This window comes from Micromonospora sp. DT228, assembly GCF_049841595.1.
Classification (GTDB): domain Bacteria; phylum Actinomycetota; class Actinomycetes; order Mycobacteriales; family Micromonosporaceae; genus Micromonospora.
This window is the reverse complement of record NZ_JBNCKO010000015.1, coordinates 16138-28403: the sequence shown is the minus strand read 5'-3', so window position 1 is coordinate 28403 and position 12266 is coordinate 16138. Positions and strand designations below refer to the sequence as shown.

9 protein-coding genes and 1 pseudogene are annotated in these 12266 nt (G+C 71.3%); 7 read left to right on the top strand and 3 right to left on the bottom strand.

The window, feature by feature from the left end:
- Window positions 1-32: 32 nt before the first annotated feature.
- The 5 genes from sigM (at window position 33) to ACLQ29_RS25755 (ending at window position 4570) form a co-directional block, all read left to right on the top strand.
- A complete protein-coding gene (gene sigM, locus ACLQ29_RS25775) occupies window positions 33-749 on the top strand; it encodes an RNA polymerase sigma factor SigM (protein ID WP_425774176.1) in 717 nt (238 codons plus the stop codon).
- The gene (locus ACLQ29_RS25770) at window positions 746-1732 is read left to right on the top strand and encodes a hypothetical protein (protein ID WP_425774035.1); all 987 of its coding nucleotides are present in this window, start codon (window positions 746-748) and stop codon (window positions 1730-1732) included. The genes sigM and ACLQ29_RS25770 overlap by 4 nt, the downstream gene beginning before the upstream one ends.
- Before the next feature lie 182 nt (window positions 1733-1914).
- Window positions 1915-2865 (top strand): thioredoxin-disulfide reductase, encoded by a 951-nt coding sequence (trxB, locus tag ACLQ29_RS25765; RefSeq protein WP_425756946.1) that lies wholly within the window; start codon window positions 1915-1917, stop codon window positions 2863-2865.
- Window positions 2866-2896: 31 nt separating this feature from the next.
- Window positions 2897-3220, top strand: a complete 324-nt coding sequence (trxA, locus tag ACLQ29_RS25760; RefSeq protein ID WP_053651673.1) for a thioredoxin — start codon at window positions 2897-2899, stop codon at window positions 3218-3220.
- A 186-nt stretch (window positions 3221-3406) separates the two neighbouring features.
- Entirely contained in the window at window positions 3407-4570 is a 1164-nt protein-coding gene (locus ACLQ29_RS25755) for an N-acetylmuramoyl-L-alanine amidase (RefSeq protein ID WP_425774034.1), read from the top strand.
- A gap of 16 nt (window positions 4571-4586) precedes the next feature.
- Here the strand turns inward: ACLQ29_RS25755 and ACLQ29_RS25750 are convergent, their stop codons facing one another.
- Window positions 4587-5252, bottom strand: coding sequence for a GNAT family N-acetyltransferase (locus tag ACLQ29_RS25750; protein ID WP_393365052.1), 666 nt, complete (start codon window positions 5250-5252; stop codon window positions 4587-4589).
- 293 nt (window positions 5253-5545) lie between these two features.
- Here ACLQ29_RS25750 and ACLQ29_RS25745 point away from each other — a divergent pair, with 293 nt between their 5' ends.
- Window positions 5546-6859, top strand: a complete 1314-nt coding sequence (locus ACLQ29_RS25745; RefSeq protein WP_425774033.1) for a PLP-dependent aminotransferase family protein — start codon at window positions 5546-5548, stop codon at window positions 6857-6859.
- A 7-nt stretch (window positions 6860-6866) separates the two neighbouring features.
- Window positions 6867-7871, top strand: coding sequence for a D-alanine--D-alanine ligase family protein (locus ACLQ29_RS25740; RefSeq protein WP_425774032.1), 1005 nt, complete (start codon window positions 6867-6869; stop codon window positions 7869-7871).
- Window positions 7872-8754: 883 nt separating this feature from the next.
- On the opposite strand, the pseudogene ACLQ29_RS25735 reads toward ACLQ29_RS25740, so the two are convergent.
- Both ACLQ29_RS25735 and ACLQ29_RS25730 read right to left on the bottom strand, forming a co-directional pair.
- Window positions 8755-9121, bottom strand: a pseudogene (locus ACLQ29_RS25735) (hypothetical protein); the annotation flags it as partial.
- A gap of 2108 nt (window positions 9122-11229) precedes the next feature.
- Window positions 11230-12243, bottom strand: coding sequence for a ParB/RepB/Spo0J family partition protein (locus ACLQ29_RS25730; protein WP_425774031.1), 1014 nt, complete (start codon window positions 12241-12243; stop codon window positions 11230-11232).
- Between the last annotated feature and the right edge of the window lie 23 nt (window positions 12244-12266).

The following is a 12266-nucleotide window of genomic DNA, read 5'->3' as shown; positions in this document are numbered from 1 at the left end:
CCGCCGTGGCACCGCATCCGCAGGACGTGGTGATGGACGGGCGCGCCGCCGCTTCCGATCTGGAGTTGCTGCGCGCCCACGTCGACGGCGACGGGCAGGCCTTCGCCGAGCTGTTCCACAGGCACCGCGACCGGCTCTGGGCGGTCGCCCTACGTACGCTCGGTGATCGTGAAGAGGCCGCCGACGCGCTCCAGGACGCGCTGCTCTCCGCGCACCGGGCGGCCGCTCGGTTCCGCGGTGACTCCGCCGTCACCACCTGGATGCACCGAATCGTGGTAAACGCCTGCCTGGATCGGATCCGTCGCCGGCAGGCGCACCCGACCGTGCCGCTGCCGGACGGCAACCGGGCAGGGGACGGCTCGGGCATCGGCGGGATCGAGCCGGTCGCCCCCGCACCGGACCACGACACCGCGCTTGTGGTCCGCGAGGCGTTGGCCGCGCTGCCCCTCGAGCAACGTGCCGCGCTGGTGCTCGTGGACGTGCAGGGCTACCCGGTCGCCGAGGTCGCCCGGATCCTCGGTGTCGCCGAGGGAACGGTGAAGAGTCGGTGCGCCCGGGGACGGGCGCGGCTGGCCGTGCTGCTCGGGCACCTTCGGCCCGCCGGCACCTCGCCGCCGTCGGCCCGCCCGGACCCGACCGGCCCGACCAGGGAGGTGCCGGGCGTCACGCCGGGGAACCCAGGCCCGGTCGAGGGCGTCGGATCGGGGTCGGGGCGATACCGGCGGGACGCCAACCAGGAGGACACGTGACGACCGAGGGGTTCCGGGAGGTCGACGACGACCTCCTCGCTGACTACCTCGGCGGGGCGTTGGACGGCACCCCGCAGCAGGAGGAGGTCGCCCGGCTGGTGTCCACGGACCCGGCCTGGACCGAGGCGTACGCGCTGCTGGCCCCCGCGCTCGCGGAGGTCAGCACGGACCTGGGCCGCTGGGCCGAGCCGTCGCCGCGGATGCCGCAGGCGATCACCGACCGTCTCGTCGCCGCGCTTGTCGACGCGGGGCCGCCGGTCGGAGACAGCGCGACCGACGAGGACACCGCCGACGTCGACCGCCCCACGACATCGCCTGTCGTGCCGGTGCAGGGCGGGTCCCGTCGCTGGGCGGCCATCCCCGCACCGGCCCGTGCTGGTCGCCGGGCGTCCACCGGCCCGGGTCGCCGGCACGGTTGGCTCCGTCGCGGCACGCCGGTGGCCGCCGCGGTAATCGCCGTCGTCGCGGTCGCGCTGGGCCTCAACCAGCTGTCGATGAGCGCGAGCGACGACTCCGGCACCAGCGCCATCAATCGGCCGGTCCGTGCGCCCGCGGACGCCGCGGCGGCCCGCACCACCGGCCCGACACTGCGCAGCGGCACGGACTACACCCCGCAGACCCTCGGCAACGCGCCGGCCGCCGACCGGCAGACCACGTCCGGCCAGACGAGCGGTGCCGCGCCCGGTTCGCAGCCGGGGGTGGGCACCGAGCAGGAGCGACGCTCGTCGCCCGACGGGCTGGACCAGTTGGCCCGGCTGACCACCGAGGCCGCACTGAGCACCTGCCTGGCCGAGGTGGCGGCGGAGCACGGATACGCTCCACTGGCGGTCGAAATGATCGACTACGCGCGTTTCCAGGGCGAGCAGACGCTTGTCATCCGATTCACCGACGTGACCGGGGCCCGCTGGGCCTGGGTGAGCGGCCCGGAGTGCGGAGTGCCGGGGTCCGGCGCGGACAGCCGGTATTCGGCGCGGGTAGGGTGAATCCACGGTCATCGGCACGATGAGCACCCACGTGACCTGACCCACCAGATGCCCGTCTCGGGAATCCACGCTTCGTACGATGACGTTCTGGAAGTCAGCTGTCGACCCCACCCAGGCGTCGGCAACTCGGATCAGCGCCGGTGCGCTCACCGACGCTGAACACACACACTCGGGAGACGGCAGTGGACGAGGTCCGCAACCTGATCATCATCGGCTCCGGGCCGGCCGGCTACACCGCGGCGGTCTACGCCGCGCGCGCCAACCTGAAGCCACTGATCATTGAGGGCGTGCAGTCCGGTGGCGCGCTGATGACCACCACCGAGGTGGAAAACTTCCCCGGCTTCGCCGACGGCATCCTCGGCCCCGAGCTGATGGACAACATGCGCAAGCAGGCCGAGCGGTTCGGTGCCGAGTTCCTCACCGACGACGTGACCCGGGTCGAGCTGGTGGACACCGGCGACGCCGGTTCCGGCGCGGTGAGCACCGTCTGGGTCGGCGAGACCGCGTACCGGGCCCGATCCATCATCCTCTCCACCGGTTCGGCCTGGCGTCCGCTGGGCGTGCCCGGCGAGCAGGAATACCTGGGCCACGGCGTCTCCTCCTGCGCCACCTGCGACGGCTTCTTCTTCCGCAACCAGCACATCGTCGTCGTCGGCGGCGGTGACTCGGCGATGGAGGAGGCCAGCTTCCTCACCCGCTTCGCGGAGTCGGTCACGATCATCCACCGCCGCGACTCGTTCCGGGCCAGCAAGATCATGGCTGAGCGGGCGTTGGGTAACGAGAAGATCAAGGTCGAGTGGAACAGCACCGTCGAGGAGATCCTCGGCGACGACGGCAAGGTCACCGGCGTACGGGTCCGCAACGTGCACACAGGTGACACCAAGGTGCTGGACGTGACAGGCGTGTTCGTGGCCATCGGTCACGACCCCCGCAGCGAGCTCTTCCGTGGTCAGGTCGAGATGGACGACGAAGGCTACGTCAAGGTCCAGGCCCCCGGCACCCGCACCAACGTCCCCGGCGTATTCGCCGCCGGTGACGTGGTCGACCACACCTACCGTCAGGCGATCACCGCGGCCGGCACCGGCTGTGCCGCGGCGCTCGACGCCGAACGGTTCATCGCGACGCTCAGCTGAAACAGGAAACACATCCCGGAGGAGGGGCACAGTGGGAAATACCAAGGCGGTCACCGACAAGAGCTTCGTCGCTGACGTGCTGCAGGCCGACAAGCCGGTTCTGGTGGACTTCTGGGCCGAGTGGTGCGGTCCCTGCCGCAAGGTGTCGCCGCTGCTCGAGGAGATCGCCGGCGAGATGGGCGACCGGGTCAGCATCGTCAAACTCAACATCGACGAGAACCCGGAAACCGCTCGCGCCTACCGGGTGATGTCGGTGCCGACGCTCACCGTGTTCAAGAACGGCCAGCCGGTGCAGTCCATCGCCGGCGCCAAGCCGAAGGGCGAGTTGGTCCGACTCATCGAATCGGCTCTCTGACCAGCAGAAACATCCACCGAACCCCGCCCCGCTCGTCGGGTGCGGGGTTCGGTGTCTTTCCGGCCGCTGTCTTTCCGGCCGCGTCGGGCGACGTTTTTCCCGGCCACGCCACCTCGCCGCCCCGGAACGCATAGCCTCAACCCTGGGCCGCCCGGCCAGCCAGTGTCGTGCAGAGGGGGTCGCGCCGTGCGTCCGATCCGATCCGGTGACCGGGGCCCCGCGGTCACGGAGATCCGCAGCATCCTGACCGGCCTCGACCTACTCACCGCCGCGGGACCGGCCGCCGACGAGTTCGACCTCGACACCGAGCGGGCGGTCCGCGCGTTCCAGCAGTCCCGGGGCCTCAGCGTGGACGGCCGGGTCGGCGCGGAAACCTGGCGCGCCCTGGATGCCGCCCGCTGGCGACTCGGCGCCCGCACCCTCTACCACGCGGTCCCCGACCCGCTCAGCGGCGAGGACGTCCGGTCACTGCAGGAGCGGCTGCTGGAGATGGGGTACGACGTGGGCCGAGCGGACGCAACCTACGGCATCCGGACGTCCCGGGCGGTTGCCCAGTTCCAGCGCGAGGTCGGCCTCACCCCCGACGGGTCCTGCGGCCCGCACACCATGAACGCGTTGCGCCGGATCGGCCGCAAGGTGGTCGGTGGCCGACCCCAGTGGCTCCGCGAATCCGACGCGATCCGGCAGTCCGGGCCCGCGCTGGTCGGCAAGACGGTGGTCGTCGACCCCGGGCACGGGGGCACCGATCCCGGGATGGTGGTGCCCGACGGGTCGCTGCGCTGGACGGAGGCGGACCTGGTGCATGACCTGGCCAGCCGGCTGGAAGGGCGACTCGCCGCGACCGGCGTACGGGTGCAGCTCACCCGCGGGCCGTCGCCCGACAGGTGCCTACCGGACACCGACCGGGCCCTGCTGGCCAACTCGCTGGGCGCCGACGTGTTCATCTCGCTGCACCTGGACGGCCACGCCAACCCCGATGCGGAGGGCGTCGCCACCTACCACTACGGCACCGACAACGGCGTGACGTCGGCGACCGGTGAGCGCCTGGCCGGGTTGGTGCAGCGGGAGATCGTCGCCCGGACGGGGCTCCGGGACTGCCGTACCCACGCCAAGACCTGGGACCTGCTGCGGCTGACGCGGATGCCGGCCGTCCGGGTCGAGGTCGGCTACCTCACCTCGCCCACGGACCGCGCCCAACTTGTCGACCCCCGTTTCCGTGACCGGGTCGTGGAGGCGATCGTGGCGGCGGTGCAGCGGATGTACTACCCGATCGAGCGGGACGTGCCCACCGGCTCGCTGGACGTCAGCGAACTGCGCGCCGTCGTGACCGCCGGCACGGTGGTCGACTGATCCGCCGGTTCGGCGATCAGGTGTTCGTGGAGCGGGTGGCGGGAGCGGGGCGGACCGGACGAAGCAGGGTCTCCGGGCTCATCGAGCCGAGCAACTTCTCCAGCGCGTACTCGACGTCGGACTTCCAGCTCAGCGCGGTCCGCAGCTCAAGGCGCAGCCGGGGGAAACGCGGATGCGGACGTACGGTCTTGAACCCCACCGAGAGGAAGAAGTCGACGGGTGCCACGCAGCCGCCCACGGGGTCGTCCGCGTCGCCGAACTTGGCGTCGCCGAACGCCTCGATGGCCTTGATCCCCCGCTTGGTCAGGTCCCGGGCGACGCCCTGCACCAGCATCCGGCCCAACCCGCCACCGGCGAACGCGGCGACCACGTTTGCCGTCATCAGCAGTGCCGCGTCCGCGGAGACCGGCGAGGTCGGGAACGCCATCGAGCGGGGCACGTAGGCGGGCGGCGCGTACGTCACGAAACCCGCGGGCATGCCGTCGACGTACGCGAGCTTGCCGCAGGAGCCCCACTCCAGCAGCGTCTGGGAGACCCACGCCTCCTTCTCCAGGCCCGGATCGCCAGCGGCGCAGGCCCGGTCGGCGGAGACCGGGTCAAGCTCCCAGTAGACGCACTGCCGGCACGGGCGAGGAACGTCTTCCAGCGTGTCGAGGGTCAGGCTGACCAGACGTCGCGACATATGGCGCATCCCCACAATAGGCTCGGTGGTAGGAGCGGCACGTAACGACAGCGCCGCCTTCCTGCTCCGACGAGCGATCGTACGCCGCCATTCGGCGATCCGGGAGGGGACGCGCAGATACCCACCTCACCGGGGGACGCCCCCCAGGGTCCGCCATGTGGTCGATCCGTATTTGTGGGGCGGCGGCGTGGTTCTGGCGGACTAGGATCGACAATCGGTGTCCCATCGCCATGGTTATCGGTGTATGGGGTACCCGGAGCGGTAGCCGCCCGAGCAGCGATCGAGGTGAGGTCATGACCGGCACGACACTCGACGACTACACCGACCGGTATGCCCGGCGGGTACGCGGGATGACCGCCTCCGAGATTCGAGCATTGTTCGCGGTGGCAAGTCGTCCAGAGGTCGTCTCGCTCGCCGGTGGCGCACCGTACATCGCCGCCCTTCCGCTGGACGCGGTCGGTGAGATGCTCGGCCGGCTCGGCTCCGAGCACGGCGTCACCACCCTTCAGTACGGCATCGGCCAGGGCACCCTCGAGCTGCGCGAGCGGATCTGCGAGGTGATGTCGCTCTCCGGGATCGACGCCGCGTGTGGCGCCTCCCCCGAGGACGTCGTGGTCACCGTCGGCGGGCAGCAGGCACTGGACCTGGTGGCTCGGCTCTTCCTCGACCCGGGTGACGTGGTGCTGGCCGAGGGGCCGACGTACGTCGGGGCGCTCGGGGTGTTCCAGGCCGCCCAGGCACAGGTCGTGCACGTGCCGATGGACGCGGACGGGCTGATCCCGGAGGCGCTGGAGACGGCCATCGCCGACCTGGCCCGCGCCGGCCGGCGGGTGAAGTTCCTCTACACGATCCCCACCTACCAGAACCCGGCCGGCGTGACGCTCAGCGAGGAACGCCGCGAACGGGTGCTCGACATCTGTGAGCGCGCCGGCCTGCTCGTCGTCGAGGACGACCCGTACGGTCAGCTCGGGTTCGAGGGTGAGGCCCCGGCGCCCCTGCGGGCCCGCCGCCGCGACGGGGTCTTCTACCTCAGCACCTTCTCCAAGACCTTCGCGCCCGGCCTGCGGGTCGGTTGGATCCTGGCACCGCACGCGGTCCGCGACAAACTCGTCATCGCCAGCGAGGCGCAGATCCTCTGCCCCAGCGTCTACGCCCAGACCGCGGTCTCCACCTACCTGGGCACGATGCCCTGGCGGCAGCAACTCAAGGTCTACCGCGAGGTCTACCGCGAACGCCGGGACGCGCTGCTCGACGCGATGACCGACCTGATGCCCGAGGGCACCACTTGGACCACGCCGGCCGGGGGTCTCTTCGTGTGGGCCACCCTGCCGGAGGGCCTCGACTCCAAGGCCATGATGCCCCGCGCGGTCGCCGCGCGGGTCGCCTACGTGCCCGGCACCGGCTTCTACGCCGACGGCACCGGCACCGGCGCGATGCGACTCAACTTCAGCTTCCCGCCACCGGAGCGGATCCGCGAGGGCGTCCGTCGGCTGGCCGGTGTGATGGAGCAGGAGATCGCGATGCGCCGGGTCTTCGGTGCCGTGGGCGGTGCCGCCGGCCGACGCGGCCAGGCCGGCTCCGACGTGCCAGGGCCCGACTTGGCATGATGCCGGCATGGGTACGACCGCCGCCGAGCGCCTCCTCGTGACCGATTCCGCCGTTCCGGCCGACCTGCGCGTCGTCGTGCTCGCCGGTGGGCTCTCCTACGAACGGGACGTGTCACTGCGCTCCGGTCGCCGTGTGCTCGACGCGCTGCGCGCCGTCGGCGTGGAGGCCGAACTGCGGGATGCCGACGTGGCCCTGCTGCCGTCGCTCGCCGCCGATCCGCCGGACGCCGTCGTCATCGCACTGCACGGCGCCACAGGTGAAGACGGGTCGCTGCGCGGCGTGCTGGACCTGTGCGACATCCCGTACGTCGGCTGCGACGCCCGAGCCTCCCGGGTCGCCTGGGACAAGCCGTCGGCCAAGGCGGTGCTCCGCGAGGCCGGCATCCCCACCCCGGACTGGGTGGCCCTTCCACACGACCGCTTCTCCGAGCTTGGCGCGGTTGCCGTCCTGGATCGGATCGTCGATCGACTGGGCCTGCCGCTGATGGTGAAGCCCGCACAGGGCGGGTCGGGGCTGGGGGGCGCGGTGGTCCGGGACGCCGCAGCGCTGCCCGCCGCGATGGTGGGCTGCTTCGCGTACGACTCCACAGCCCTGGTGGAGCGGTACGTGCCCGGCATGGACGTGGCGGTCTCCGTGATCGACCTGGGCAACGGGCCGCAGGCGCTGCCACCGGTGGAGATCGTGCCGCGCAACGGGGTGTACGACTACGCGGCCCGCTACACGGCCGGGCGGACCACCTGGCACGCTCCGGCCCGGCTGGACCCGGAGGTGTCCGCCACCGTCGCCGACGTGGCCCTCGCCGCGCACACGGCGCTCGGTCTGCGGGACCTCTCGCGGGTCGACGTGATCGTGGACGCCGCCGGCCAGCCCCACGTTCTCGAGGTCAACGTCTCGCCGGGCATGACGGAAACGTCGCTACTGCCACTCGCCGTGCAGGCCGCGGGCCTGGACTTCGGCCGACTCCTCGGCACCCTGGTCGCCCGTGCGGCGACCCGCGTCACCGCTCCCTGATCAACTCTCCGTCGCGTCGGCTCTCCGTCGCGTCGGCGCGAGCCGACCACGAGGTTTGCGCGGTTGCCGCGCGCCGGGACGGCCGCGCCACCCTCCTGGTCGGTCCGCGCTCAGGGAGCCGTCCGTACGCCGGATGCGCCCGGGCCGTCGGGAAGCGCGGATGCGGCAGGTGAAGCACTCGCAGTGCCGCCGTCCGGTGCCGCGCCGTCCGGTGCCGCGCTGTCGGGGGTAGCGCTGTCCGGGGCGGCGCTGTCCGCTTCGGCGCTGTCGGGGGTGGCCTTTGGGGCGGCGCTGTCCGCTTCGGCGCTGTCGGGGGTGGCGCTGTCGGGGGTGACGCTGTCGGGGGTGGCCTTTGGGGCGGTTTCGTTGGCCGCGCCGGGGGTGGCTTCGCCATCGGTGCTGCCCGCCCGGTCGCGACGGGCCTCGGCACCGCCGAGGTCTGTGGATCCGCCGGGAACCGGCTCCTCGGTGCCAACGGCGGCGGATGCTGACCTGCCGGATGTGGGCGCGCCGGCTGTTCGGGCGCCGGTCCCGGAGGCGCCGGTCGCCGAGAGGCCAGCCGCTGAGGTGCCGGATGTTGGGGCGGTGGATGCGCCGTCGGCGGGCTCGTTGGTGGCGGATGCCGACCGAACCTGTTCACCCGTCGGTTCGGTGTCGGCCGGCGAGCCGGGAACCTGCATCCCGTCGTACCGGCTGCCGGTGTCCGGGCTCAGGACGACGGGATCGGCGGCGGATGCCCCGTCGCCGTCGGTCTGGTCGGCGCTGGCGGTGAGTTCCGGCGCTGGTTCCGGGGTTTCCTCTGCTGCCTCGATGACCGAGGCGGCCTCCGCCGATGCTGCCTGGGCGGCGGCAGCGGCATCCGCAGCGGCGGACTGGGCCAGCAGACTGGACGGCGCCTGCCACTGAATCCGGGGTGGCTCGGCCAGCGGACGTCCGCCGAACTCGGCAAGCCAGGCGGCGACGAGCGCCAGATTCTCCCGCCACTGCGCCTCGGAGATCGGCGGCAGGATCGAATCCCACAGCGACAGGAAGGTGCCCCGCAGTTGGAGACGGCCATACGGCCGGGCGAGGAACCACATGTGCAGGTGGGCCGAGCCGTCTCCCCACCGGTTCACGTGCACCCGCGCCACACCGTCGAGCGACCTGATGGCCCGTTCCAGCCGCACGGTCATCACGCCCAGCTCGGCGGCGAGCAGGTTCGGCAGGTCACCAAGGTCGAGGTGCGTTCGCGATTCCAGGATGAGCACCATGGGCAGGCCGGTGGGCCGGTCCATGGCACGGACCCGCCACCGCTCGCCGACCCAGATGTAGGCCTCATCGGGTGCGTTGCAAGCGGTGCATTCCCGGAGACCCTCGCCCTTCCGGGGTGGTTCGACCGGGACCGGATCATCGAGTTGCTTCACGTGGAGGTCCCCCTCGAAGGGAAACGACGGCCACTGCGTGAAGTCCGGGACTGAGGGAGGGGTGTCGTGCACGACGCTGACCCTAACCGAGTCTGGCACCGCTGTCCCTACCTGTTTGACCGCTCCTGACCGACCAGATCAGTGCCCTCGGTCGGCCAGGTGTGCCACGTCACCACCGAGCGGTGAACCGATATCCACAGGCTGCCGAGATCCCCAACACAGGCCGTCATCCACAGGCTCACACCCGCTCTCACGCGCTGTTTCACGTGAAACAGGGGGTGCCTGTGGACAAAGGGTGTGGATAACTTTTTGGCCGGTTGGTCGTTGTCCGCAGGCCGCTGAACCGCGCGGCGGCAACCGCAAGACACCGCCGCCTCATCCGGGCCCAATCTGCCGTCCTCCGCCGCCGCGAAGGCTGCCCAAACGGGGTCGCTGGGTGTCAGGTGCCGGGGTGCCGGGGTGCCGGGGTGCCGGGGTGCCGGGGTGCCGGGGTGCCGGGGTGCCGAGGTGCCGAGGTGCCGAGGTGCCGGGGTGCCGGGGTGCCGAGGGTGGGCGTCGCGGCCGTGTCTGACGGGGCACAGGATCGCGCTCGATCATTGATGTAATGGCTTCCGCCGCCACCGAGGCCACCACAGCCTGGTTCGACCACGATCGGGTGTCGGGTCCACCTGACGCCGACTGGCCGCTGAACGCCGGCAGGTTCCGAGCGTTCTCCGAAGTCGATCTCCGTGCCGAGCCGTAACCCAGGGGCGTGTCCACGCCGACGCCTCGTTGAGAAGATCTCCGCGCCTCCGCTTGACGAGCGCCAGGGGGTGCAGGTGAGTACTGCGTCCCTCAAGGGATGTGGGACAGCACCGATCGTCGGACGACGCATCACGCCTCGGCTCGGCGTAGAGGCCGCCCAATCGCGAGCACAGGACACAGGCGCGGGGGCACGCCGACGGGGCTCGCGGACAACGAGCATGCGGACACAGAGCACCCGGACACAGGGCTCGCAGGCGCAGAGCCCGCGAACACAGAGGACGCGGCCTCATCGACGGACCGATGGTCGGTGACCGATCAGCAGAAGTGAGCCCTTCGGAGTATCGGGGCGACGAGCACGCGAGGCAGCAACCGAGCGACGACGACGGGATGCGCCAGCGCCGGTCCCCTGCGCGCCGGTGGCCTGGAGGTCCGGGTGGTCGCCGACGCCGAGCCTCAGGTACCGATGGCCGGAGGGTGCCGGCGGGCGTTCACGAACCAAGACGCGAGGTGCAGCCGACCGTCAAACACCAACGACTGGTGGGCCCGCTGGGCCTCGGCGCCGGCGGCCGGCAGTCTCCCGCTCGCCGTCCTCGTACCAACCAGCGGCACCCGCCGATCCTCGGACACCAACGACGGAAGACCTCGACGACCAGAGCGCTCCAGCGACCGGAAGCACACGCACCGAGCCGGAAGACCAGTGACCGGAGGCAGCAGCCAAACGTCGGGCGGCAGACGAGGGGGACATCGGAGTCGCCGGGGGCCGCATTCGGGCCGAGAGGCCTTCGAGGAGCTCTGGGCCAATGGGAGGTCACCCAGCGGCGCACGAGGCGGCAGCGGGCCACTCAGCGGCCGCAAAGTACCTCATGGTCATTCCGTTGAGGTCGAGGAGTTGCTCGCGTGGCCGATCTCCGTTTCACGTGAAACAAGCCCCGCGCGCCGCTGCGGTCGTCGGCCCCGCCTAGGCGAGGGGGATTGACCGCGTCGACTGCTGGACCACCCCGAGGGGTAGCGCTGGCATCCGGCGGTACGAAATCGTCGCGGTCCGCCCCGACGGGCCGCCGACCGCGAACTCACCCGCCAGCGAATCCAAGCCGGACAAGTCGAACGAGCGTGAAACGGCGGCCGTTTCACGTGAAACACGGCCAGCCGGATGTGGAACGGCCGCGCTACCCGGAGAGGGTGCGCGGCCGTGGGCGGAGGGGGTGTGGGCCTCAGTCCCCGCTCTCCTCCTGCTGCACTCCGATGATGCCGACGATTCGCTCCAGGTCGTCCACCGTCGCGAACTCGATGGTGATCTTCCCCTTGCTCCGGCCGATGTCGACCTTCACCCGGGTATCGAACCGGTCGGACAGTCGATCGGCGAGATCGGTCAGGGCCGGCGCGTGCGCCGTCGGCCGGCGCTTCGCGGCTTGGTTCTTCGCCGGCCCATCGTTGAGCGTGAGGGCGACGATCTCCTCGGTCGCCCGGACCGACAGGCCCTCCGCCACGATCCGCAATGCCAACTGCTCCTGCGCCTCGGTGCCGTCGAGGCTCAGCAGGGCGCGCGCGTGGCCCGCCGAGAGGATCCCCGCGGCGACCCGGCGCTGCACCTGGGCCGGCAGGTTCAGCAGCCGGATCGTGTTGGAGATCTGCGGACGGCTCCGGCCGATCCTGCGGGCCAACTCCTCGTGGGTGGCCCCGAACTCCTCGAGCAGTTGTTGGTAGGCGGCGGCCTCTTCGAGAGGGTTCAGATTGGCCCGGTGGATGTTCTCGAGCAGGGCGTCGCGGAGCATGGCGTCGTCACGTGTGTCCCGGATGATCGCCGGGATGCTCTCCCGCCCCACCGCCTGGGCGGCCCGCCAACGCCGCTCGCCCATCACCAGCTCGTACTTCTCGTCGTCGAGCTGCCGTACGACGATGGGCTGGAGGAAGCCGACCTCCTGGATCGAGGTCATGAGCTCCTCCAGGGCCTCCTCGTCGAAGACCTGGCGGGGCTGCTTCGGGTTGGGCAGGATCGCGTCGACGGAGATCTCGGCGAATCGCGCTCCGGGTACCGGGCTGAGCGTGGACTCCGGCTCGTGAACCGTCGCCCCGACGGGCAGCGCCGGAATGGCCGGGGTGCCGGTGTCGTCCGCGTACTCGTTCTCCGGCTCCGCCGTTACGGTCTCGGCGGCGCCCGGCACTGGCCCGGTCGGGATCAGCGCTCCCAGGCCCCTACCCAGACCGCCCCGAGGACGGTTCTTCATGCCTCGCCTCCCAGCGACTCGTC